General features: G+C 59.6%; 23 protein-coding genes and 2 pseudogenes. 11 read left to right on the forward strand and 14 right to left on the reverse strand.

Annotated elements, in window-relative coordinates:
- Positions 1-29 precede the first annotated feature (29 nt).
- From M2397_RS17870 to M2397_RS17880, 3 genes are all read right to left on the reverse strand, one after another.
- Positions 30-2087 (reverse strand): methyl-accepting chemotaxis protein, encoded by a 2058-nt coding sequence (locus M2397_RS17870; protein ID WP_145336351.1) that lies wholly within the window; start codon positions 2085-2087, stop codon positions 30-32.
- 321 nt (positions 2088-2408) lie between these two features.
- Complete coding sequence (locus tag M2397_RS17875; protein WP_167656388.1) at positions 2409-3107, reverse strand: tRNA (adenine(22)-N(1))-methyltransferase TrmK; 699 nt, start codon at positions 3105-3107, stop codon at positions 2409-2411.
- A 13-nt stretch (positions 3108-3120) separates the two neighbouring features.
- Positions 3121-3831, reverse strand: a complete 711-nt coding sequence (locus M2397_RS17880) for a FadR/GntR family transcriptional regulator (protein ID WP_131699781.1) — start codon at positions 3829-3831, stop codon at positions 3121-3123.
- 427 nt (positions 3832-4258) lie between these two features.
- On the opposite strand from M2397_RS17880, the gene M2397_RS17885 reads away from it, so the two are divergent.
- Positions 4259-5620, forward strand: coding sequence for an MFS transporter (locus tag M2397_RS17885; protein WP_167656389.1), 1362 nt, complete (start codon positions 4259-4261; stop codon positions 5618-5620).
- A gap of 19 nt (positions 5621-5639) precedes the next feature.
- Positions 5640-6965, forward strand: coding sequence for a glucarate dehydratase (gene gudD, locus M2397_RS17890; RefSeq protein WP_131699784.1), 1326 nt, complete (start codon positions 5640-5642; stop codon positions 6963-6965).
- 187 nt (positions 6966-7152) lie between these two features.
- On the opposite strand, the gene M2397_RS17895 is transcribed toward gudD, so the two are convergent.
- The gene (locus M2397_RS17895; RefSeq protein ID WP_259244172.1) at positions 7153-7512 is read right to left on the reverse strand and encodes an addiction module antidote protein; all 360 of its coding nucleotides are present in this window, start codon (positions 7510-7512) and stop codon (positions 7153-7155) included.
- A gap of 289 nt (positions 7513-7801) precedes the next feature.
- Between M2397_RS17895 and M2397_RS17900 the strand changes: the two genes are divergently transcribed.
- On the forward strand, positions 7802-8308 hold the full coding sequence (locus M2397_RS17900) for a hypothetical protein (RefSeq protein ID WP_184743182.1): 507 nt from the start codon (positions 7802-7804) through the stop codon (positions 8306-8308).
- A gap of 288 nt (positions 8309-8596) precedes the next feature.
- Here the strand turns inward: M2397_RS17900 and msrA are convergent, their stop codons facing one another.
- Positions 8597-9103: a peptide-methionine (S)-S-oxide reductase MsrA gene (msrA, locus tag M2397_RS17905; RefSeq protein WP_131699787.1), complete on the reverse strand. Its 507-nt coding sequence runs from the start codon at positions 9101-9103 to the stop codon at positions 8597-8599.
- A 94-nt stretch (positions 9104-9197) separates the two neighbouring features.
- A complete protein-coding gene (locus M2397_RS17910; RefSeq protein ID WP_131699788.1) occupies positions 9198-9779 on the reverse strand; it encodes an ABATE domain-containing protein in 582 nt (193 codons plus the stop codon).
- A 96-nt stretch (positions 9780-9875) separates the two neighbouring features.
- Between M2397_RS17910 and M2397_RS17915 the strand changes: the two genes are divergently transcribed.
- The 3 genes from M2397_RS17915 (at position 9876) to M2397_RS17925 (ending at position 12060) form a co-directional block, all read left to right on the forward strand.
- Positions 9876-10811, forward strand: coding sequence for an alpha/beta fold hydrolase (locus M2397_RS17915; protein WP_259244173.1), 936 nt, complete (start codon positions 9876-9878; stop codon positions 10809-10811).
- A gap of 442 nt (positions 10812-11253) precedes the next feature.
- A complete protein-coding gene (locus tag M2397_RS17920) occupies positions 11254-11592 on the forward strand; it encodes a DUF6124 family protein (protein WP_259244174.1) in 339 nt (112 codons plus the stop codon).
- 129 nt (positions 11593-11721) lie between these two features.
- The gene (locus M2397_RS17925) at positions 11722-12060 is read left to right on the forward strand and encodes a hypothetical protein (protein ID WP_145336367.1); all 339 of its coding nucleotides are present in this window, start codon (positions 11722-11724) and stop codon (positions 12058-12060) included.
- Between the two features lie 92 nt (positions 12061-12152).
- Here M2397_RS17925 and M2397_RS17930 read toward each other — a convergent pair whose 3' ends face one another.
- Positions 12153-12713, reverse strand: a complete 561-nt coding sequence (locus M2397_RS17930) for a hypothetical protein (protein WP_145336369.1) — start codon at positions 12711-12713, stop codon at positions 12153-12155.
- A gap of 383 nt (positions 12714-13096) precedes the next feature.
- Here M2397_RS17930 and M2397_RS17935 point away from each other — a divergent pair, with 383 nt between their 5' ends.
- Positions 13097-14143, forward strand: a complete 1047-nt coding sequence (locus M2397_RS17935; protein WP_145336371.1) for a hypothetical protein — start codon at positions 13097-13099, stop codon at positions 14141-14143.
- A 119-nt stretch (positions 14144-14262) separates the two neighbouring features.
- Here the strand turns inward: M2397_RS17935 and M2397_RS17940 are convergent, their stop codons facing one another.
- Together M2397_RS17940 and M2397_RS17945 are read right to left on the reverse strand one after the other, a co-directional pair.
- Complete coding sequence (locus tag M2397_RS17940) at positions 14263-14676, reverse strand: hypothetical protein (RefSeq protein WP_145336373.1); 414 nt, start codon at positions 14674-14676, stop codon at positions 14263-14265.
- Between the two features lie 211 nt (positions 14677-14887).
- Positions 14888-15421, reverse strand: coding sequence for an AAA family ATPase (locus M2397_RS17945; RefSeq protein WP_145336375.1), 534 nt, complete (start codon positions 15419-15421; stop codon positions 14888-14890).
- 301 nt (positions 15422-15722) lie between these two features.
- Between M2397_RS17945 and M2397_RS17950 the strand changes: the two genes are divergently transcribed.
- Positions 15723-17378, forward strand: a complete 1656-nt coding sequence (locus M2397_RS17950) for a methyl-accepting chemotaxis protein (RefSeq protein ID WP_259244175.1) — start codon at positions 15723-15725, stop codon at positions 17376-17378.
- A 70-nt stretch (positions 17379-17448) separates the two neighbouring features.
- Here M2397_RS17950 and M2397_RS17955 read toward each other — a convergent pair.
- The 3 genes and pseudogenes from M2397_RS17955 to M2397_RS17965 form a co-directional block, all read right to left on the reverse strand.
- Positions 17449-17607: pseudogene (locus M2397_RS17955) on the reverse strand (IS4 family transposase); the annotation flags it as partial.
- A 52-nt stretch (positions 17608-17659) separates the two neighbouring features.
- Positions 17660-18436 carry an SDR family oxidoreductase gene (locus M2397_RS17960; protein WP_259244176.1) on the reverse strand — a complete coding sequence of 259 codons (777 nt, stop codon included), beginning with the start codon at positions 18434-18436 and terminating at the stop codon, positions 17660-17662.
- Positions 18430-18762: a nuclear transport factor 2 family protein gene (locus tag M2397_RS17965; RefSeq protein WP_131699794.1), complete on the reverse strand. Its 333-nt coding sequence runs from the start codon at positions 18760-18762 to the stop codon at positions 18430-18432. The genes M2397_RS17960 and M2397_RS17965 overlap by 7 nt, the downstream gene beginning before the upstream one ends.
- Positions 18763-18869: 107 nt before the next feature.
- On the opposite strand from M2397_RS17965, the gene M2397_RS17970 reads away from it, so the two are divergent.
- Positions 18870-19787, forward strand: a complete 918-nt coding sequence (locus tag M2397_RS17970) for a LysR substrate-binding domain-containing protein (RefSeq protein WP_131699795.1) — start codon at positions 18870-18872, stop codon at positions 19785-19787.
- Between the two features lie 23 nt (positions 19788-19810).
- Here the strand turns inward: M2397_RS17970 and M2397_RS17975 are convergent, their stop codons facing one another.
- Positions 19811-21250 carry an HD domain-containing phosphohydrolase gene (locus tag M2397_RS17975; protein WP_167656994.1) on the reverse strand — a complete coding sequence of 480 codons (1440 nt, stop codon included), beginning with the start codon at positions 21248-21250 and terminating at the stop codon, positions 19811-19813.
- An 88-nt stretch (positions 21251-21338) separates the two neighbouring features.
- Between M2397_RS17975 and M2397_RS17980 the strand changes: the two genes are divergently transcribed.
- Both M2397_RS17980 and M2397_RS17985 read left to right on the forward strand, forming a co-directional pair.
- The gene (locus M2397_RS17980) at positions 21339-22112 is read left to right on the forward strand and encodes an alpha/beta hydrolase (protein WP_259244177.1); all 774 of its coding nucleotides are present in this window, start codon (positions 21339-21341) and stop codon (positions 22110-22112) included.
- Between the two features lie 64 nt (positions 22113-22176).
- Positions 22177-23757: a GMC family oxidoreductase gene (locus M2397_RS17985; protein WP_259244178.1), complete on the forward strand. Its 1581-nt coding sequence runs from the start codon at positions 22177-22179 to the stop codon at positions 23755-23757.
- A gap of 90 nt (positions 23758-23847) precedes the next feature.
- Here M2397_RS17985 and M2397_RS17990 read toward each other — a convergent pair.
- A pseudogene (locus M2397_RS17990) lies at positions 23848-24096 on the reverse strand (pectate lyase); the annotation flags it as partial.
- Positions 24097-24147 lie beyond the last annotated feature (51 nt).

Consider the following 24147-nt stretch of genomic DNA (forward strand, 5'->3'; position numbering starts at 1 on the left):
CCGGGTTGAATCTTGAGGGTTTACAGACCTCAGCTCAGGCGAAACCGTGCGGTGTTATCACTCAACGCCTGGCTGCCTTTGCTCAAGGTGTCCGCTGCACGATTTACTGCGCGCGCGCCGTCGAGCAGGCGCCCGGCGGCCTGGTCGACTTGCTGGATATTGCCGCTCACTTCATCCGCCGTCGCCGCCTGCTCCTCCACCGCCGTGGCGATTTGCGCCAGGGTGTCGGTGACGTTCTGCACCGCGCCGGCAATCTCGCCCAGGCGCGTGCCCAGGCCGGTGACGGACTCGGCATCGGTCAACGCCTGCTCGCACGCGGCGCCCATCAGCGTCACCGCCTGGCTCACCGTGGCGCGCAGGCTGTCGACGGTGCCGGCGATCTGCGCCGTCGACGCCTGGGTGCGTTGCGACAGGCTGCGCACTTCATCGGCAACCACCGCAAAGCCACGGCCCTGCTCGCCTGCGCGGGCGGCTTCGATGGCTGCGTTGAGCGCCAGCAGGTTGGTCTGCTCGGCGATGCCGCGAATGGTGTCCACCACCGATTGAATCTGCTGGCCTTGCTGGCTGACCTGCTGCAAGGCGTCCGAGGTATCGGTCAGGCGCTGGTTGAGCTGCTGGATGCTGGCGGTGGTGCGCTGGCTGTCGCGGCTGCTGTCTTCGGCGATGCGCCGGGTGTGCTGGGCACTGCCCGAGGCCTGTTCGCAGCTGCGCGCGACGCCCATGGACGTGGCGGCCAACTGCGTGGCGGCGGCGGCGATCTGGCTGATCTGGTGCTGCTGGTCCTCGACTTCGCTGAGGGTGCTGCCCGATTGCGAATTAAGGGTGAGCACCGCCGAGCCAAGCTGCTGGGTTTCGTGATTGACGCCGAGCAGGCTGGTGCGCAATTGCACCACCGCGACGTTAAGCGCGGTACTGATGGCCGCGAGTTCGTCGCGCCCTTCCACCGTCACGGCCACGCACAGGTTGCCGTCGCGCAGGGACTCGGCCAACGTGGTGATACCGCTGGCGCTGCGGCGGATGGAGGCTTGCAGGCACATGAACAGGTACAGCGCCGCCAACGCCAACAGGCTGAACGTTGCCGCCATCGGTATGAACTGCGTGTTCGCGTGCTCGTGGTAGTAGTCCAGGCGCGCATCCATCGACGTCAGCGACCGAATGCGCAGCGCGCCGAGCGACTCGAGCGTGGCGTCGATACTGCGCTCGAAACCGGCGGTATCCAGCTTGATGCTGCCGCCGAACACGCCGTCGTCGAGCACTTTGAGTTCGTTATCCAACAACTGCAGGCTGGTGTCGTATTGCGCTGTCCACGGCTCCATGCCGGCGTACTGCTTGGCCTTGAGCGAAGCCGCAGCCTTGACCAGTTGATCCCGCGCATCGCCGATGCGGCTGCGCAGGTCGCGCATCTGCAAACGGCTCTGCAAGGTGAACTGCCCCGAAGAAATCGAGGACTGCCCGACACTGGCCATCCGCCCGATGCGCTCGATCAGGTCGGGCGTTTGCTGGGTGCCGATCTGCATGAGCATGTAGGTTTCCAACCAGGGGTCGAGGATCAGGCCGGCGTCGAGGGTGATCTGTTCGCGCAGGGCCTGCATCGCCGTCAGCGCAGCGGTGAAGCGGTCGTAGCCATCCGGCCACCAGCCAACGGTGCGCAGGGACGCCGAGTCCATGCCCTTGACCGTGGCCTGCAACGCCTCGAAGCGGGCCAGGACATCAGCGCCGGCGCTCTGGGTTTTCAAAGCATCACCGAGAGCTTGCAGGCTTTGCAGGATCACCGGGAAATTGGCATCGACCTTATCCATCGCCGCCTTCGCCGCTGGCGTCGGGGCATGCAGGATGTCCGCCGCCTTCCAGCGCGCAGCCAGGTTACGTTGGGCGCTCAGTTGGCCGTCCAGCGCATCCAGGGCCAATAGTTGACGAAGACCGGACTGCTCAGCGGAAATCACGCTTAATTTGTCGCGATAGTCCTGGCCGATCATCCACAGGCTTCCGGCCAAGGGGAGCATGAACAGGAAAAACAGAACCTGGAACTTGCGCGCGAAGCCGAAACGTCCGAGCAGGCGGATACCAGGTGATAAAAAGCTGTGCATGTCCGACCACTCCCGAAAACAACCCACCCGGCGCACCGCTGGGCGAAGCCTTGAAATAAATGAAAGCAAAATGCCATGTCATTGATTGGTAAGGCTCTAGCAAGATACGGGCCGCTCACACCCAGCCCCGAAACAGGGCGTTCGCTGCACGAACGCCCCACCTCGCGTGCGCGAAAATGGGGCAAAAGCACTCAGTAGCGACAAGGCCGCTGTCACCGCCGGAGACGACTGACCGAGGTACGTTCCAAAACGCCCTCAATCACAAGCATCCTATCGGCCGCGTACGGGGAGAACTTGAAGGGCCGTCATCGGGAAGAAGTGTTATCCAGCCAGTAACGCAGTAATCCATCTTGCCTGCCGTGCAATTTCCGCGACCTTATCTTCCGGCACGGCCTGCCGCGCATGCTCGAAACTGGCCAGGGTCTTCTGCTTCTGACGCAGCATGCGCTGCCACTTGGCCAGGAACACCGGGCTGCGCGCCTGCATCTGCAGGGGGCCGAAGTACAGTTGTTCGGCGCTGTAGATCACCGGCGTGGTGCGTTCGGCGACGATGATTTCGTAGTAGAAACGGTTTTCCCGCAGCAGCTCTTCATCGAGGAGGGTGTAACCGTTTTCCATCAACCAGTGACGCAACGGTTGTTCGCCGCCATTGGGTTGCAGGATCAGGCGTTCGTGACCGCTGAGGTGGGCCTTGCCGCCTTCGAGGATGTCGCGGATCGTTTCGCCGCCCATGCCGCAGACGCTGATCGCGGTGATCGCGTCTGCCGGCTTTATCGCCGCCAGACCATCGGCCAGGCGCACCGTAACGTGCTGCTCCAGGCCGTTCTCCCGCACGGTGCGCTCAGCCGCCTGGAACGGCGTGATCGCCACCTCGCCCGCCACCGCGGCCTCGATCACGCCACGGCGCATCAAGGCCACCGGCAGGTAGGCGTGGTCCGAGCCGATATCGGCCAGCCGCGCGCCCATCGGCACATGCGCCGCCACGCGCTCCAGGCGCATGGACAAGGTGTGTTCGTTCAACCTGCGTTCCTTTTTATTCGCCGGAAAATCGATCCCGGCTGTTGGTCAGATGCAACACCATCGCCGCCCGCGCCGCGTCCGGGTCCTGGCGCCTGATTGCGTTGAAGATCGCCTCATGTTCCAGGTTCGCCAATTGCCCGAGCTTGGCGAAGTCCGCCCCGCCACGTTCGGCGCCTTTCACTTGGGTACGCGGAATCATCGCATTGCCCAGGTGCAGCATGATCTCGGTGAAGAAGGTATTGCCGGTGGCTTCGGCGATCAACTGGTGGAAACGCTTGTCCTCTTCCACACAGCTGTCGTTGTTGGCCAGCGAGGCCTGGTAGTCGTCCAGCGCGGCGCGCATGTGGGCAAGCTGCTCGTCGGTCCTGCGCACGGCGGCCAGTGCCACTGCCTGCACCTCCAGGCCCAGGCGCAGCTCGAGCATGTTGCGCACGCTGGCGACGGTGTCCACATGCAGGCGCAAACCTTGCTGGGCCTGTTGCGCCAGCACGAAGGTGCCGATGCCATGGCGCGTCTCCACCAGCCCCGAGGCTTGCAGCTTGGACAGCGCCTCGCGCACCACGGTACGGCTCACCCCATGCTCAAGCACGATGGTGGATTCGGACGGCAGCTTTTCACCCGGCTTCAACTGCCCAAGCAGGATGCGCTGGGTCAGGGCGTCCAGCACGCCTTGGGCCAGGTTGTTGGAGCGTCTACGGACGGGGGGGCCGTTTTCAATGGGCATAGTTACGAATCCACGGGGTTGGGCAGGAGGGAGCTTAACATCCCGCCCCACGGCGTAACCCCACTGTAGGAGCGAGCTTGCTCGCGAAGAACCTGAGGGCGCCGCGTTTATCCAGGCTGCCCGCATTATCGTTGACGTTTTTCGCGAGCAAGCTCGCTCCTACAGGTTGGGATGCGAGTGAAAAAAAGCGCTCTACTTGTATGACAACTAACATTAATGGCCGCCAGCGCCACCCTTTCAAAAGCCCTCTCAACCATCTTTAAAACCCCACCCCAACCCGCAAAATAACCAAAACAGCACTAAATACTGGCTCTTATAAACACAAAAACATCATCACCGCATTGCTAACCCCAGAAACCAACTTGTATGATGTCTATCAACAAGACACGCAAACCCGCATAAAAATAATCAGGGGGAGTTTTGAATTGTGAACAATTCAAGCCATGCATCTGCCACACCAGACAGTGATTCGGTCCTCGCGCAAGCCGTGAGAAAAGTGAAGAGCCATGTGCTCCCACTGTTCGTGATCATGTTCATCCTCAACTACATCGACCGGGTCAATATCGGCTTTGTGCGCACGCACATGGAAACTGACCTGGGCATCGGCGCTGCCGCCTATGGGTTTGGCGCCGGGCTGTTCTTCATTGGCTACGCGCTCTTTGAAGTGCCCTCGAACATGCTGCTGCAAAAGGTCGGCGCGCGCATCTGGCTGACCCGCATCATGTTCACCTGGGGCATCGTCGCCACGCTGATGGCGTTCATCCAGAACGAAACCCACTTCTACATCCTGCGCTTTCTACTGGGCGTGGCCGAAGCCGGCTTCTTCCCTGGGGTGATCTACTACTTCACCCGCTGGCTGCCGGGGGTTGAGCGCGGCAAAGCCATCGCGATTTTCCTCAGTGGCTCGGCGGTGGCCTCGCTGATCTCCGGCCCGCTGTCAGGCGCACTGCTGCAGATCGAAGGATTTGGCTTCCACGGCTGGCAATGGATGTTCGCCATCGAAGGCCTGGCCTCGGTGGTGATCGGTTTCTTCGTGTGGTTCTGGCTCGATTCCAAGCCCCACGACGCCAAGTGGATGACCCGCGAAGAACAGGACGCCCTGGTCAACGCCATCGACCAGGAACAGCGCGAGCGGGAAGCCCTGACCAGCATCAAGCCGACCATCGGCAAGCTGCTCAAGGACCGTCAGATCTTGCTGTTCTGCGCCCTGTACTTCTGCATTCAACTGACCATCTACGCGGCGACGTTCTGGCTGCCGAGCATCATCAAGAAGATGGGCGACCTCAGCGATGTGCAGGTCGGCTTCTTCAACTCGATCCCGTGGCTGATCTCGATCATCGCCATGTACGCCTTCGCGACGCTGTCGGGCAAATTCAAGTTCCAGCAGGCCTGGGTCGCGGCGGCGCTGTTGATTGCGGCGGCGGGCATGTTCATGTCCACCACCGGCGGGCCGATCTTCGCGTTCGTGGCGATCTGCTTTGCGGCCATTGGGTTCAAGTCGGCGTCCTCGCTGTTCTGGCCGATCCCACAGGGTTACCTGGATGTGCGCATCGCCGCTGCCGTGATCGCCTTGATCAACTCCATCGGCAACCTGGGTGGCTTCGTCGCGCCGACCACCTTTGGCTTTCTGGAGCAGACCACCGGTTCGATCCAGGGTGGTCTCTACGGTTTGGCCGGCACGTCGGTGCTCGCCGCGATTCTGGTGTTCTTTGCCAAGACCGCCCCCTCCGCCGCTTTGACTTCGCCAAGCGTGACGCCAACGAGCGCCGCCGTCAGCAAACCTCTTTGAGCCTATCCAGGAACTTGCCATGAATACTCCCGTCGTCACCCATTTCCAGGTCATCCCCGTCGCCGGCCACGACAGCATGCTGCTCAACCTGAGCGGCGCCCACGGGCCATTTTTTACCCGCAACATCGTGATTCTCAAGGACAGCAGCGGCAACACCGGCGTCGGTGAAGTGCCCGGTGGCGAACGCATCCGCGAAACCCTGGAAGACGCCCGCAGCCTGGTGATCGGCCAACCCATCGGCCAGTACCAGCGCATCCTCAACCAGATGCGCAGCACCTTCGCCTCACGGGATTCGGCTGGCCGCGGCCTGCAAACCTTTGACCTGCGCATCACCATCCATGCCGTCACCGCCATGGAAGCCGCCCTGCTCGACCTGCTGGGCCAGTTCCTCGAAGTGCCGGTGGCCGCCCTGCTCGGCGAAGGCCAGCAGCGTGATGCGGTGAAAATGCTCGGCTACCTGTTCTACGTCGGCGACCGCAGCGCCACCGACCTGGCCTACCGCAACGAAGCCGACAACGAGGACGAGTGGTTTCGCCTGCGCCATGAAACAGCCCTGACCAGCGAGGCCGTGGTGCGCCTGGCCGAAGCCGCCAAAGCCAAATACGGCTTCAACGACTTCAAGCTCAAGGGCGGCGTATTGAGCGGCGACGCAGAGATCGAAGCCGTCACCGCCCTGGCCGAACGCTTCCCCGATGCGCGCATCACCCTCGACCCGAACGGCGCCTGGTCATTGAAAGAAGCCATCCGCCTGTGCCGCGATCAGCACCACGTGCTCGCCTACGCCGAAGACCCGTGCGGCGCCGAAAACGGTTACTCGGGCCGCGAAGTCATGGCCGAATTCCGCCGCGCCACGGGCCTGAAAACCGCCACCAACATGATAGCCACCGACTGGCGCGAAATGGGCCACGCGATCCAGCTGCAATCGGTAGACATCCCCCTGGCCGACCCGCACTTCTGGACGATGCAAGGCTCGGTGCGCGTGGCGCAGATGTGCAATGAGTGGGGCCTGACCTGGGGCTCGCACTCCAACAACCACTTCGATATTTCCCTGGCGATGTTCACCCAAGTAGCCGCCGCCGCCCCGGGCGACATCACCGCCATCGACACCCACTGGATCTGGCAGGACGGCCAGCGCCTGACCCGCGAACCGCTGAAAATCGAAGGCGGTTATGTGAAGGTACCCGCCAAGCCTGGCCTGGGCGTGGACATCGACATGGACGCCGTGGCCAAGGCCCACGAACTGTACAAAGGCATGGGCCTCGGCGCACGGGATGACAGCGTGGCGATGCAGTTCCTGATTCCGGGATGGCGTTATAACAACAAACAGCCTTGCCTGGTGCGCTGAAGCGCTGGGTTCTGGGGGCGGCTCGGTCTCCAGAACACAATCAATCCAATGTGGGAGGGGGCTTGCTCCCGATTGCGGTGTGTCAGCCAGACATATATCGACTGACACTCCGCTATCGGGAGCAAGCCCCCTCCCACAGGGGGCCTCAGTATTTTTCAAGGGTTGTGGTCGCTCGCTAAACCGCGCGTCAGGACTTCCCGGCCCCAGCCCGCCTTGCACTTGCCGTTTTCTTGACTGCCACCGCCGCAATCGGCTGCACAGTCATTTCCACGCCTAACGCCAGCATCAACTTCTGAATCGTCTCATAACGCGTTTTAGAACCGCCTTTCAGCGTCTTATATAGGCTATCGCGATTACCCCCCGCAGACTCCGCCACCTTGTTCACGCCCTGGGCCTTGGCGACCTCGGCAAGCGCTTTCATGAGCACCTGCGGGTCTTGAGATTTCATGCTCTGCGCCAGATAAGCGCTGATGGTTTCCGGGCTATCGAGGAAGCGCGACGCTTCATAGATGCTGGTACCGGAGGTATCAAGATCGAGGATCGGCATGTGAGTCCGGAACACTCCGGAAGAAAAATCCTAGTCCACCGCTCGCATAAGCAGCCGATCGATACTATTAGCGCCTGTGTCTAATAGCGCCTGTGTCTAACCTTCACCATTCCTCAGCACCTGCGCATTCGCCCGCTATCACGGTGGCTGACACTCCGCCATCGGGGGCAAGCTGAGGCGGCAAACGATAGAGATGAAGCCCAAAGAAAACGTCCTGCACAACCGCTTCACTTTGCGTAAAATGCGAGCCGTTCTCTATCAGGAAGACTCAACCCAGGAGGGGTAACGCTTGAAACCGCTTGACACCCACGCGCCAAAACACGCCGACACGGCCATCACACGACTTAAGCTCAAAGACCAACTGGCCGTAGACCCTTACAAGGCATTGGCACTGCTGGAAAGCGCCCTCCTCTGTTTTGTAACGACGGCTCTTATGCTGTTTGTTGCACAAAGCGTCGGCATAACCGACACATTCAAGAGCAACGTCCTCTATGGCGGCACCCTGGGTGGATGCATAGGGGCGATGTACAGGATGTACCACGACGCAGCACTTTCCGAGTCGAGCATTGCCAGGCATATCAGCCCCACTGCACTGCAAAACGCGATGCTCGCCTTGAAGTATTCCAAGACGCCGGAAGGCGTTTACTACCCGAACAAACGCATGTTCACCCCATTTCATCGGTGCGATTCAGAGCGGATCACGCTCACCCCACTGGATGGGGGCACGCGCTTCACAGGTCCCTATTTGAAGCTGAAAGCGCTGTCGGCCAGGCTGATGGAGCAGGAAGGGATTTGAGTCAACCGGACGTGGCCATTCATACCTGAAAGGCCATGGCATTTGCCTAACGACAAGGACGTAGGCAGTGATGATAAAACAGCGATGTTCCCGGGCCTTCAGCCTTCTATGGCGTACGCATATGGTGTATTTCATCTACTCAGGCGCGCTCCAGTGCAGATGACATGATCGCTGCACAAGCAGAAGACGCAGCGGCAACCAGCGCTGTGCCTAAATGGCCATAACCTGGGGGCTATAGGCGGATCTGGATTGCCGCCGTTGACCTTCCCTACCCGACGCTACTCACGTTCAAGCCCGCGTGGGCAACTTCCAATTCGGCCGGACGAAGTGGCAGGTATATCCGTTCGGTATCCGCTCCAGATAATCCTGATGCTCCGGCTCCGCCTCCCAAAACTCCCTGGCGGGCTCAATTTCCGTGGCCACAGGCCCAGGCCACAGCTTGGAGGCATCCACGTCAGCCGCGGTATCTTCGGCAATATCCCTTTGCTGCTCGCTCAGGTAGTAAATCGCCGAACGATAGCTTGGCCCAAGATCATTGCCCTGACGATTCGGTGTGCTCGGGTCATGGATCTGGAAAAAGAACTCAAGGATCTGCCGGTAGGAAATCACCGCCGGGTCAAACACGATCTCAATCGCTTCAGCATGGTTGCCATGGTTGCGGTAGGTAGCATTCGGCACATCGCCACCGGTGTAGCCGACGCGCGTGTGCAGCACGCCGGGGTAGCGTCGCAACAGGTCTTGCATGCCCCAGAAGCAGCCGCCGGCGAGGATGGCGGTTTCGGTTGGGTTGGTCATGGTCTGTCCTTGCGGTTAATGGAGACAGGGATAGTTATGGGGCAATGCTGAGCAATACCAAGTTCAATCAAAGAAAAACTGCCCCCCTAGCGACTCAAGGTTTATTCCTGGAACGAAACGCCGCCACCTTCATCCGGTTGCCGCAGGTCGCCATGCTGCACCAGCGGCGGCGGTGTGATTTGCTCAGGTCATGGAACAGCAGCACGCAATCATGGGCCTCGCACTGGCGGACGAATTCAAACTTATCGTTCGTGACCAAGCCCACCAGCGACTCGGCCACCGGCCCAAGCAGGCTGGCCGGGCTGCTGTCCCGAGGATGCGTGGCAAGCCGAAATGCCTTCTGCTCCTGCGCCCATTCCAGCCTGCTCACCGGGCGACCCGCTTCAAGCACCTGGTTGATCACCGCAAGATCGACGGGAACGCCTGTCATTGCCGCATTCACCACCGCCCTTGAACTCGCGCGAAGCGTGCGAGCGAGGGCCAGCAGCCCATTCGGCGCCTTCGGGTCAACCTGCTCGGGCAACAGCCCCGCTTGGGTCAGCCAGCTCATAACGCTGTGATCATCGACGAAGCAGTCATGGCGCTGATCACCCACCCCGTACTCGGAGTTGATGAAATCGAGGGCAAGGTTGTCAGCCAGAAAAAGTGCGCCTGAAGCAGTGCTGTTCGGATTCATGGGCAGCCTGTAACCAATAAAATATGTTTGACAGGTTACCAAATTCAGGCATAACCTTCAAACACAAACTTTAACGGTTACACAGGAAGCCACACCATGACCACGTCCAACGCCATTGCCGCTACCGGGCTCACCGCCTCCTTGCTGATCAGCGGCACGGCCCATGCAGACAACACAGTGCATTACCGCTACGAGCAGGTCGGTGACGTAAAGGTGTTCTACCGCGAGGCGGGCGACCCCAGCGCGCCGACCGTGTTGCTGCTGCACGGCTTCGCCGGCTCATCCTTCATGTTCCGCGAACTCATGCCCGAGCTTGCCGACCGCTACCACGTCATCGCGCCGGACCTGCCGGCATTTGGCTTCACCGAAGCCCCGCCGCGCGGCGAATACGCCTACACCTTCAGCCAGCTGGCGAAGACCATCGGCCAGTTCACCGAACAGCTCAAACTCGATAAATACGCGCTGATGGTCCACGACTACGGCGCCCCCGTAGGCTGGCGCATGGCCGTCGCCCATCCGGAGCGAGTGACCGCGATCATTTCCCAAAACGGCAACGCCTACGAAGAAGGCCTGGGCGCAGGCTGGGCCCCCATCCAACGCTACTGGCACGCCCCGACCCAACAAAACCGTGACGCCCTGCACGACTTCCCAACCCCTGCCTCGATCAAGTGGCAGTACCTGGAAGGCGTGGCCGACAAAAGCTCGGTTTCACCCGATGGCTACACGCTGGAAGGGCTGCAAATATCCCGGCCAGGCAATGCCGACATCCAGCTCGACCTGGTGCTGGACTATGCCTCGAACGTAGCGATGTACCCCGCCTTCCAGTCGTACTTCCGCCAGTACCAGCCACCGCTGCTCGCGGTGTGGGGCAAGAACGACCCGTTCTTCCTGCCGGCCGGCGCCGAGGCATGGAAGCGCGATATTCCCAAGGCGGATGTTCGTTTTTATGACACCGGGCACTTTGCGCTTGAAACCCATGGCAAGGAGATCATTCCGGTTATACGGGCGTTCCTGGACAAGAACCTCCAGTAATCAGCGCAACCCTATGTAGGAGCGAGCTTGCTCGCGAAAAACGTCAACGATAACGCCGACTCTGGTTTCACGCGGCGCTCCAAGATTCTTCGCAAACAAGCTCGCGCCTACCTTGTGGACATGTCCTACAGCAAGCTGCAGCGCCTTGCTCCGTTGCCTACAGTTGCGTCAGAATCCGCCGGCTTGTGCGCTTGAGTGGGCGTCTCTAAGGTGGCCCGGTCGCTGACAACTCAGTGATCGGGTTTAGTAGCCCGTGGTCGAATTTCGCTTAGTGCACAAGCTTCATCCACCAGACTTCCCGTCTGTGCTTGATGGCGGCTGTGCGCAGGGCACCTTCGGGTGCGCCGGCTTTGCGGAATTCCCCGGTCTACTAACCTGCGTACAGCTGCCACCCTTTCGTTTAGTAGCGAAACGGTGTGGGCTCTGACAGGGAAATTCCGTTATGTACAAAGTCACGCCTAACCCTCCGAACGGCCCCGACCTGAAACTGAATCAGGCGGCGCATCGTGCGATTGATCACTACCTCAACGCGGGCGCCGAACCGCCAGAGCCGCCTCCCCCACCCACGACGACGCTGTTCAGCGTTGCTGACGATGCCAGCACTGAAGTGCTGATTGCCAATAGCTATGAGACTTTTTCTTCGGTTACTGCGTTGTTGCTTGACCTGTCGGATGAGCTGACGGGGAAGCAGCGGGATGTGGCGTTGGCGATTCACCAACTGAGTGAGTTGGGGGTTTTGTTGGTGGATAAGTTGATGGAGCGGGAGGCGGCCGTTAACTAGACGCGTCACTCACAAAGGGTCGCCGAGTCGTCTCAGCCCATGCAAAGACTCGGCGACCTCTTGCATCTATGGCCGGCGCCCGATCTTCTCTATGCTGTTCAACTTCCTCCACAATGAAGGGCAGCCCCAATGAATTTGGGCCGTGCACGGCAATTGCTTCAAGAAGGAATCAATCGTGAGACCCCGATTGAAAGCCTCATCCACGTCCTCGAAGCCGCGATAGAACTGATCGGCCTTCCAGACAACGACTTCTGCTGGTCAAGCTGGGAAGACGAGGCACAAGCGAAGGGGGAATTGCTGGGCTTGATCAGCGTGCTCAAATCAGGTGGTTCGCCCAACAGGCTGGATGTGGCGGTTGTGTTCGCCGTCACCGGCCCCCTGCAAGAACTCAGCCTCAGCAGTGGCTGGGCGAACACCTTCCTCAAGTTGGCGGATAAGTACGACGAAGTTGAAGCGCTGCTGTGGTGAGCCCCCATTCGGCCTCCACCACGTTGCTCGGAATTGCCGATGAGGCCAGCAGGGAAATGCTGATCGGCAACAGTTCCGAAGTTTTTTAGGTTTTATGTATTTTCCTCAGCGGCGATGAACTTCTTGCGATTCACCATCCAGGGTAGCGCCGGCTGACTGCGTATTTTCTTGCAGCGGTTTTTTGTAAATTGGTAGGTCACAAGATCAACGAAGTGACGGTTGCCTTTAACCACATCGTAGGTAATAAGAAAATAAATCAAGGGGCTTTTAGCATCGATCCATTTGTTCAACGTTTGGTCCAAAGCCTTTTGAATGTCCTCTACACGGCTGTAGCCAATGAACGTCTGAAAGGCTGCCTGACCGGCCTTGCTATACAGTTTTTCGATTTCGTTGATGTCCGTGTGGGCACGCTTCCACTCCCATTCCACGAAGGTCAAAATATCCTTTTCGGAGTACTGCACCACCGCATCGGTACGCCCGCCCGATTCGAAAAGCGCCCGTGCGCCCAGCAGGTTGGCACATTGCCGAATTACGAGGCCCATATGAATCGTCCAGTTGGCCCGATTCGCCAGGCCGGCTGTTTCAGTAACGGGAAAATCCTTGTACCAGAGGTAGTTAAACAGCGTAACGAAGTCCCGCTCAATCCGTTTCATTATGGCGTCCATATGTCTAATGATTAGGTGTAATTAACTTTCCAGCCATGACTCCCAACGTCCTCAAGGTTCTCGTTAGAGATCCCTGAGTGCGTAGCGATAGTCGTCAATGTATCGGCACGACGCCGCTGAACTTTATCTTCACGCTCTGTTGTTGCCACGCCCTACCGGCTGAACGATGTTAGTGAATAGCCACTAGGCCTCCAGGCTTATTGGTCGGATTACTGACTTATTAAATGGGGGCGAACGCAAGGCGCTTGAGCTTAAGCGCAGCCCTGCTTGAAGTCTTAGCCGCACGTTTACCACACTGGATTACGCCCCCTACGCCGAGTAGCCTATCGCTATAACGGAAAACCTCTAATCCCCAGCATTTGGAATACCTAATGGCCCTGCACGACGCAATCGCCCTTGAAATCCACGCCGGCGCGCTACCGCTACACTTCCGCGCGGTAGACCTTAAAACCAGCGGCCGCAGGGTCTATTTAAGCCCCACCGATGCCAACGAACGCTATCGCGTGGGATTAGACTTTTTTGCCGCCAACACAATCAATACGCAGCTGGCAAACCTGTGTGAGCACACCGGTTACTGGGCGCGCAACGGCCAAGTGGCGCGTTACCGGCGTGTCGCCGACGGGTTGTATGAATTGCTTGGCCTGGACGAAACGCAGGAGCTGACCGCTGAAGTCGAGCCGGCTGCCGAGACGCCCCTGCGTTGCGATAACTTGAGCCCCTGGGAAGCGCGCTTTGCTTTCTACCTTGAACATGAACCCTTTCAAATCTACGATCGCCGCCGCCGGAAGGTATACCCAGCCCAGGCAGCCCAGGGACTGGATGCTCGATTGAGCAGCTACTTCTGGCCCTCCCCGGGAGTGAATTTTGTAGCTACTGAGCAAGTACTGCAGGGGTTTATTGCGCAGGCTCAGGGGCTAAGTCTTGACCTTGCCGGTAATGCCGACGCGGTGTTGGCGTTATTCGCGTCTATCTGCCAGTGGGGCGGGGTGCGCCTGCCCACACAGGATGCCGATTCCGTGGTCGCCAACCTGCAACGTGCGGCTAATCACAACGCTCAGAACCCAGCGGCGATGAACAGTGCATGGACGAAGCTGTACGCCATGTTTTACCCAGACGACTTTGTGATCTATGACTCGCGTGTAGCCACCGCATTGGTGGCTATTGCTGAGGCAGTGTTCGATGACGTCGAGCTCGATTCCTTCAAGACGCAGTATCCCAACCTAGGCCTGATTGCTGGACGTGGCGGTAGTCGGCCACGAGCGACTCGTACCGTGTGGCGCAATGCATATATGTCATGGCCAGCGCAGCTCGAGGCAAATCGTCTAGTCGCGTCCATTGTGCAGGCGCTTAACGCACGATCTGACGTGGCCTACAACGCCCGCCAATTGGAGGCTGTGCTGTTTATGGAAGGGTATTGAGCGGCCTTTACCCTCAAGGCGACGCCTATTTTGAAGAGCATTGCCACACCTCAGCGTGACGACCAGTAATGTTTGGCCGATTGCGGTCCTTGGCGAGAGGCATAAAACAAACCGGCTCGCTAACCCCGCTTTTTGACCCGCATCGGCCAATGCTTTAGACCTTCCTCAGCGTACTTGCTTAGGCCAGGGTCGAGCTGCTGTGTCATGAGTTCCAAAGCTACCTTTGAATCGCTAGGGCCAATACGCGCTAATGCATAAGCGCACTTGCGCTGGAACTCTTCCAGGTTGCCCCAACTGATCAGGTGATCGAAATTTTTCTGCGCGGCTTCCGTAATCGCAGACGTCGCGCAGTTTTCCCCGATTAACCCCAACTCGAAAACGATGTCTTCATGCTCTTCATGCCAGTCTTCCAGCAGCAGCTTCGCCAAAAGTGGCGCGGTAATTTGTGCGTCGACGCCGACGAGCGCAGCCCAGAAGGCCGCACCGTCTTTGGCCCGCAAAGCGGACTCGGTTTTCTCATACAGCCCGCTCATGGGAACGTTGCTGCTGGCTATAAACAGATATCTGGAACATGGCAGTGGTGCGGATTTATGTCGCCTACTCTAATTCCCATTTTCTGGCAGACGCCGTTGTTCACGAGGTGCAGTTTCCGGCCAGAAGCGGTATTACCAGCCTTTGGCTTCGACGGCCTGGAACCAGGGACGACGAAATCCGGCATCCGTCACCAGGATCGGTACGCACTGCTCAGGGAGTCTGGCCAGTAGAATGTCCAATGCTCGCGAGAAAAATCCTAGTATCCCGATTAGACCGCAGATAAACCACACGGCAAGCCGAGGGCGCAGTTGCGACGAGTTGCTGCATTTTTGCGCGCGCTGATTTTTTCGTCCGCCACATGAATCTAAAAAACTCCGGCAGGTTCGCCAGCAGTTCGGGGCAGTTATGCGGCAAGTCAGGCCGCGACTGACCGCGTTGGAGCAGCGTTCTGCGCAGTACGCGCAAGAATCGAAGCGTCGCCGAACGATCAATCCATATCAAGACATCTGCACGGGCCATCCGGTTGTCCCAAGTGGCTGAATGACCACCTTCGAATATCCAGCAATCACGGGCCTCGACCTCAAGACAAAGCTGCGTCTTCTCGTCCCGGCTTCGTTCTCTCCAACCTGGCTGCCAGTGGATAGTGTCGATATGAACGACCGGCAAGCCCGTGAGCTGACCAAGCTTACGCGCCAACGTGCTTTTGCCAGACCCAGGTTGACCAACAATCATCACCCGTTGCATCGAAGCACCTTCTCGCTATTCAAGCTGAATTTTTTGGGGTGGCGATTTTACGTCAATGCCGGAAACCGGAGGTTACTGACCGTTCATCGGGATTGCATGATGTCATGACGACATCATCCCAATATAGTTGTACAATACTTGTACAAACATAAAAACCTGTACAAGTTTCAACTGACCAGGAAATAACGCGGCTACCCGTGGCCGTCGAACAAAAGAATACCTGCGCAGGATGCGGACCAAGGGCGAATACATACCCTTGCAGGTGCCTCTAATTGCTCCTCCCATTACGCAGGTACATCATATGCCATCGCACACTCCCCGGCTCTCGACACGGACCAGTCTCTATGCCGGCTATGCCAGCCTGCTCGCGTTTATGTTGCTGATTGCCGCTATCTCGCTGTACGCCCTGGCTAACAGCAATAAGGAATTTTTCCTCTACGTTAATGGCGTTGATGCACGCACCCGCCTGGCCAACACACTGAACGACGCCGCCGCCCAGCGCGCGATTGCCCTGCGTAACATCGCCTTGAACAGCAATGTCACCGAGAGAGGACAGCAGCGGGGCGCGATTGCCGTCAACGAACAAATGGTGACCAGCAGCCTCGCCGCGCTACGCCAGGCAATTGATAGCCATGGTGATGTGTCGCCCAAGGCACGTGAACTGTTCTCAACCATCGAGCAGGTCGAGAGCCGCTACAAACCGGTAGCGCACACCATTGCCGAACACCTGTTCAAGGGTGAAAACGACGAGGCCCTGCGCATGGTCAGCGAGCAGTGCACCCCCTTACTGGCCGAGCTGACCCAGGCAATTGGCGAATACCTGCGCTACACCAACCAGAAAGCAGACCGGCAGGTCAGCGAAAATGACGCAAACTATCTGTCACAACGCAACCTGCTGCTCGCCATTACTGCGCTGGCCGTCTTACTCGCAGCGGTACTGGGCTACGTCATCAGCCGCAACCTGCTGCGCGCGCTGGGTGCCGAACCGAGTGAACTCAACCAGCTCGCCCAACGGGTTGCCCAGGGCGATTTGCGCGCCAGCGGGCGCACGCTTGAGCCACCACAAGCCAGCATCATGGCCGCCCTGCTGAGCATGCAGGAGAGCCTGCGGGACATGACCAGGGGCGTAAACCTGTCCTCACAGACCGTGGCCCAATCCAGCCAGGAGCTTAGCCAGTCGAGCCTGAGAAACGCCGAAAGCGTGGCCATGGCACAGTGTGAGGTCGAGCAGATTGTCACCGCCGTTCACCAAATGGCCGCCACCGTGCAGGATGTCGCGCGCAATGCCGAATCCGCCGCCAGTGCCGCCAGCGAGGCCGATAGCGCGGCCCTGTACAGCCAGCAGAAGGCCAAAGATGCCGTCAACATGATCGGCGAGCTGGCCGAGACAATCGAACAGTCCAACATGGCCATGGGCCGGCTGAAGAATGAAACCGGCAATATCGGCAGCATGCTTGAAGTGATCAAGTCGGTGGCCGACCAGACCAACCTGCTGGCCCTCAATGCAGCCATCGAAGCTGCCCGTGCTGGCGAGGCCGGACGCGGCTTCGCGGTGGTAGCCGACGAGGTGCGCAGCCTGGCACAGCGTACCCAGAAGGCCACCTCAGAGATTGAGGTGCTGATCGCCAGTCTGCAGAAAATTGCCGACGAGACCTCGCAGCATATGCAACGCTGCAAGCGCTCCAGCGCGCAGTCGGTGTCCGGCGTTTCCGAGGCCGGTGACGCGGTGAGCACGATCGTCACCATGATCGAGCGGATCAACGGCATGAACCACCAAATCGCCGCTGCCGCCGAGCAGCAGAGTACCGTTGCCGAGCAGATCAGCCGGGGCATCGTGACCGTCAGCGAAAGCGCCGAGCAATCCGCTGCAGCCTTCCGCAGCGCTCAGCAGGAAAGCGAAGGATTGGCACGCACCAGCGTGACATTGCGAGAGAACATCTCGCGCTTTCAGCTCTAGGGTCTGTTGCCGTTTCATCGCGAGCCGCGTTGCTGCGAGAAATGGCCCCCGGTTAGGCGCAGGACGCAGGTATCGTCGTGCCATCGGCCAGGCGAACCGGTCTTCCCATCCACAGTTGCGTATCAGCGCAGTGCGCGCTTATCAGATGGCTGCTGCGTCGAACCAAGCTGGAGACTATTTCAACCGGCAAGCGCTGGCGTGCTTTGTAGTAGCCGCCGGTATGCGTGCTGCCAAACGATGGCCGCTGTGGCAGTATTTTGCGCCTTCCTGCAAACAGACGGCTAAACCGTTGGTACCGTTCCGCCGTCGATCACAAACTCACTTCCCGTGATAGATGCTGCTCGCGACGAAGCCAGGAAACCGATCAGGTCAGCAACTTCGGAAGGCGTGGACGGGCGGCCGAGTGGGAGACCTCCAAGTGCTTTCATGATGATCTCTTTACCACCTTGATAGTCAGTACCTGCCTCCTGCGCGAGTCGCTCGGCTAATGCGACCGACGCTTCGGTTTCAACCCAGCCCGGCGAAACCCGAACCACGCGGATGCCTTTGGGCGAAACCTCTTTCGATAAACTTTTGCTGTACGTCGAAAGTGCGGCCTTGGCCGCCGCGTACGCTGTTGTAGCTTCCGGCAGTGGCAGCCGACTCTGGATGGAGGTGACGTGGATAACGACCCCCTCCTTGCGCTCCAGCATACCCGGGAGCAAGGCGCGGTCGAGGCGCACCGCAGGCAACAGATTCAGGCTGAGCTCTCGTTGCCACTGTTCCTCGTCCAGCGCAGCAAAACCGCCGCCGGGTGCCGACGAACCACCCAGGACATGGATCATTATGTCCACGCCCCCCAGCCGCTGTTGGATCGCGGCGATCAGCACGTCACAACCTTCCCGGGTCGAAAGATCAGCCGCAATCAGAAGAGCGCCCGGTATTTCAACGTCCACCTGCCTGGCCGAGGTAATGACCTTCGAGCCCTCGGCCAGTAACAACTCGACGACAGCCTTGCCGATGCCCTTGGTGCCACCGGTGACCAAGACCCGCTTGCCAGTCAAACCTAGATTCAGCATGGCGTGATCTCCAGGGAACGGATTCGACCGCCCTCCAGCGTGAAGACGTAACTCAGTTGTACCGGGCTACCGGGGAAATTCCCAACAAGGTGCGCAATGACCGTCAGTCTGCCCTGCCCTTGCAGGACCTGCAGTGGTTGGACCTGATAGATGAACGCACTGCGTGCCTCCCGTTGCCAGGCTTCGATGGCAGCTGTTCCTTCGTATGTTTTTCTCTCATCGCAAACCGTGGCGTCAGCGCAGAAGCAGCTCGCAAGTTGTGCTGCATCGCCACCATTACTTACTGCAAAGTACGTCTGCACGACGTCGGGAAGCTGAGGTGTCATGTGTTCGTTCTCCAGAATGTGGTTGTATGAAGCGATCTTGCTACCTGACGGATAGTTTGCTCAACTGGGACTAACTTTATGACCTATCCCGAAATTCAGGACAATAAATGTCACAAGATCGTATAGGCCTCAGTGAGCTGGACGCTGTTATCGCGGTCGCACGCAGGGGGTCGTTTCGGCAAGCCGCTATCGATCTCGGCGTCTCCACCACCGCGTTGAGCAACACCATTGCCCAACTGGAAGCCCGTCTCGAATCGCGGCTGTTCAATCGCACTACCCGTAGCGTGGCCATTACCGAAGCGGGCAGGATATTTCTGGAGCAGGTGGGACCAGCCTTGCAGGATTTGCGCACTGCACTCGATGCAGTGCGATCACATAACGCCGGGCCCTCGGGCACGCTGCGTATCAATGCGTTCGCCAGCGCTGCCCGATCGGCGCTCCTGCCACTGGTGATGGAATTCCTGAAGCATCATCCGAAAGTACACATCGATCTCGTGACCGAAGGCCGTCTGGTGGATATCGTTGCTGACGGCTTCGATTTCGGCGTGCGCTCAACAAGCCTCGTTCCCAATGACATGATTGTGATCCCTCTCGGCCAGCCGCAACGGTACGCTGTGGTCGGTTCGCCGGCGTACTTCGAAAAACACGGCAAACCGCGAACGCCATCCGAGCTGCTCCAGCATCAATGCATCCGCGTTCGACTACCGAATGGGGCGATTTTCCCGTGGTATTTCGAGCGGGACGCAGAAGTGATTCGTCTCGACGTGAGCGGGCCGCTTACGCTGGATGAATCCAGCGTGGTCAAGCTTGCGGTGCAGGAAGGCATGGGGCTCGGCTTTTTCATGGAGCAGGACGTTCGCGACGAAATCCGCGCGGGACTGTTCGCGCGGACTCTGGAAGACTGGACACCGCCCAGAGACAAGCTGTGCCTGTACTACCCGAACCGCCGCAACCCCTGCGCGGCAGCCAAGGCGTTCATCGACCTGGCACGCGCCAGTCAGGCCGTCGAGGACGGGCTCGCATGATCCAGGCATGACCGGGACCAGGCTCAGGCAATCAACCCCAGTGTCAGTCCCTTCAAGGTAGCGGCTGCCCGGGTCGAGCATTCCAGTTTGCGAAAGATGCTTTCCACGTGCGTGCGAACCGTACTCGGACTGATGTCCAGCAGCCGCGCCACCTGCTTGTTGCTGGCGCCACGACTGATCTCCAGCAGGATGCGGCACTCGCGAGTCGTGAGTACCGAAGCCTTCGGTTGACGCATGCGACGCTCACCCCCTGCGGCGGCAATTACTGCTTCGCAAATATCGTTGTCGAACAAGCCACTGCCAGCATCCTGTTTGAGTAACCTGGCTGCATCCGCTTCGCCGTGGGCCGATCGCCATGGCCTGGCTTCCGTTAGCGCGACCCAGGCTACCGATGTGGCGAACAGGCGATGCTCGGCACACAGCGCATCACCCGCCACGCCTCGAAAATAGCCACTGCCGTTGAGCCGTTCATAGGCATGGGATGCAATCTCTGCGGGTACGGCCAGTTCAGTGATAGGCCTGAGCGCCTGTTGCGTCCAGTAAGGGACAAGGCGCACCCGCTCCGCTGCGCCGTATGGCAGCGTCCCTGCGGTATTCCAAAGGTGGTTCGAAACGGCCGCCCGGCCGAGACCGTAGATGAGCGCGGACTTGCCAATTTCTGTCAAAGTGGACTCCCGCAGCCCCCACAGGCGTGCAGCTTCCACGGCGACATGCGCTACCTGCCGCGAATGCCCTGCCAACCACGGGAGCTTCAAGTCGATGATGTCGCCCACCAACGTCAATGAGACACAACGCTGCTCATGCGCGTGGTCAACCGTTTTCGAAAGCGTTTCCAAATCCGCCAGCCAGTCCTTTGCGTTCCCCAGAAGCAACGAGACTAGCGACGCCGGGTAGCGCCGATCCGACTGCTCTCTGATCCAGCGTAGCGCCGCGTCCAGGCCGTGCGCACGACTGAGAATGTCCAGATCACCTGCAAGTACTACCTGATAGGCGACCTCTGGAATGTGCTCATGGGTCAGGCCCAGTGGCCGGCCAGTGCCGTCGTAGGTTTCGAACACGCGACACACGCCTGCCTCGACGGCGGCACCGAGCTGGAGGGTTTTGGCGATTGCTCCAGACACCTCACAGTGCACGACGGCAAGCGGGGTTGCCTGATGCACCGCGTTCATTTGCTCATTGCCCAGCGTCAAATCGAGCATCGCGCGGCGGCCATCGACGTCGTCGCCCAGCAGATCCGCAAAGCCTTCGGCATTGGCGGTGCAACCGGACCAGCGCAGCAAGGCAACCTGTTCCGCTACCCTCAGGTGCTCTCCGTCGCCGTGCCGAGCCCGCGCCAGCATCCGCGCCAGTGCGGCAACACGCCGGGAATGACCGAGTGGTTGTCCCATGCTGAGGTCACCGATCTGGGCGATCGTCGCCAGCGCCCCGTCCAGGGAGATGTCCAGTTGCAACACACTATCCATGAAAAATGTCCCTGGGTCGGATAATTGACCGATGCCCACACTGCAGGCTAGTCAGCAGAATTTGAACTCCCGAACAGGAGCTCATCCAATGAAAACATTCAAATCGAAAATCGCTACCGTCGTCTTTGCCCTAGCCGGCACCTTCATCGCAAGCGCCAGTCATGCGCAGGATACAACGCCCTCCGTGGTGATCGTACACGGCGCGTTCGCCGACGGCTCCGATTGGGCAAAAGTGGTGCCACTGCTCCAAGCCCAAGGGGTGGCCGTTACGGTTGTGCAGAACCCGCTCACCTCACTTACCGACGACGTTGCCGCTACGCGCCGCGTCTTGAGTAACCAGCAGGGTAAGGTGGTTCTAGTCGGGCACTCTTGGGGCGGCACCGTGATTACCGAGGCCGGTGGCGACCCGAAGGTCAGCGCGCTGGTGTATGTCGCCGCCTTCGCGCCGGAGGCCGGGCAAACCAGCGGCGAACAAGGTAAAGGCGCCCCCACGCCCCCTGGCATCAGTCAGATCAAGGCAGACGCCAACGGTTTTCTCTATTTGACGCCGGAAGGCATGGCCAAGGACTTCGCCCAGGATCTCCCGGCAGCCCAGACCGCCGTCATGACCGCCACGCAAGGTCCCATCAAGGCATCTGCCTTCGACGATAAAACGACCGTCGCGTCCTGGAAGGCCAAACCGTCCTGGTATCTGCTAGCCACCGAAGACCGGATGATCCACCCCGACGTCCAGCGCTCTGCCGCCAAGCGTATCGGTGCCACCCTGGCAGAGGTGCACACCAGCCATGTTCCCCAGCAGTCACAGCCGGCCGAGGTCGCCGCAGTGATTCTTAAGGCAGTGCACAGCGTTGGCGAGAAATGATCGCAGGGAAATGACGCCACTGATAACCGCAAACTCAATCGCTGCATCGATACGGCGCGTGCGCATGAATCATCTGCGTGATCAACACTATGACTTCATTGTGTGCGGTGCAGGTACGTCGGGCTGCGTGGTCGCAGCCCGTCTCGCCGATCAGCAAAGCGCACGCGTCTTGCTGATTGAAGCTGGCGAGGGGTACTCGGGCCCTGAGGTTGTCGAACCGGCGCAATGGCCGATGAACCTAGGTTCAACGCGCGACTGGGCATTCGAGGCGCAACCCAATCGGCACCTCAATGGTCGACGGCTATCCCTGAGCATGGGTAAGGGACTCGGCGGTGGCTCCAGCATCAATGTGATGGTCTGGTCGCGCGGGCACCGCTCCGATTGGGACTATTTCGCAGCCGAGTCCGGCGACCCGGCCTGGGGCTACGATTCGGTACTCAATTACTACCGCAGGATCGAGAACTGGCAAGGCAGCCCTGATGCCACTCGGCGTGGTTCAGGTGGCCCCGTGCATGTCGAACAGCCCGCCACGCCTCAACCCCTCGCGTGGGCAACGTTGGAGGCGGCCAGCCGTCTGGGTATCCCCCGGTTCGACAGTCCCAATGGCGAGATGATGGAAGGTCCGGGCGGGATCGCTATTACCGACCTGCGCATTAACCAGGGCAAGCGCGAATCTGTTTACGACTCCTACATCCGGCCACGGTTGCACTATCCGAACTTGACGGTGCTGACAGGGGCATTGGTGAACCGCCTATTGCTTATCGGTACACGGGCTATCGGTGTCGAAGTGCTGATCGCCGGCGAACGGCAGTGCTTCTATGCCGCAGCCGAGGTCATCCTGTCCATGGGCGCGGTGCAGACACCCAAGGTGCTCATGCAATCGGGAATCGGCCCGGAAGATGAACTGCGAAACCACGGCATCGCACCCACCCATCACCTTCCCGGCGTGGGCCAGAATCTTCAGGACCATCTCGCCTTTGGCTGTACGTGGGAGTATCTACGCCCCCAGGCAGTCGGTAGCGGCGGGTGCGAAACCACTTTGTACTGGAAAAGCGACAGTCGCCTGGATGTCCCGGACCTGTTGCAGTGTCAACTGGCATTTGCAGTCCCCTCTCCGCCTGAGGTCGCGATTGAGCCGCCACACCAGGGCTGGACAATGTTCGCTGGGCTGGCCAGGCCTGCCAGTCGAGGGCGCGTGCGCCTGTCGGGTGCCGGGCCACTGGATGTCCCACTCATTGAGCCGAACTCGTTGAGCGCGCCCGAAGATATGATCGCGGCGTATGCGTCGATCGACCTGTGCAGGGCGCTCGGTAACAGCGAAGCCTTCAACGGGCTGGTCAAACGCGAAGTCGTGCCCGGTCCGAAAGAACATCGCGCTATGGAGCAGTTCATCCGCAACTCTGCCGTGACTTACTGGCACCAGTCCTGCACCGCAAAAATGGGCCGAGATACGATGTCGGTGGTCGACCATCAACTGCGCGTGTATGGCATCGATAAACTGCGCGTCGCTGATGCTTCGATCATGCCGCGAATTACCGTCGGCAACACGATGGCGCCGTGCGTCGTCATCGCCGAACGAGCAGCAGATCTTATCCTCGCTGCGCAGGGTGTAACAGCCGCGGCCACAGCGCTGCGTTATGAATGACATTCAGCTGAAAATCATGCTTGTCGGAGCTGCGAACGCTGATTGCCGAGAGGCCGTCGGGCTGCTCGTCATCGCTCAAGCTTGGTGTTCTCAGTTCGCGCCGGCCTTGGCCTTGACGTCGGCGGCGACCTTATCGGCGGCCAGCGGGGTGCAGCTGTACGGCAGGCTCCAGCCGATGCTTGAACTCCACAAGCAGCTTAATGCGCTGCCGTTGAGGATTGAGCCGGTGTCAAGGTGGACGCTGATCGTGTCGCAACGGCTGATACCGCTGATTGCGAAGGCATTGACCTCGGAAAAGATCTTCGCGTTCTTGCCCACGCCATGGGCGTTTCTCGAGGGACCTCCTTGCCACTGGTTTGCTGTCGTACAATTGATCGAATAGATATCGAG

The organism is Pseudomonas sp. BIGb0381 (genome assembly GCF_024809815.1).
Classification (GTDB): Bacteria; Pseudomonadota; Gammaproteobacteria; order Pseudomonadales; family Pseudomonadaceae; genus Aquipseudomonas.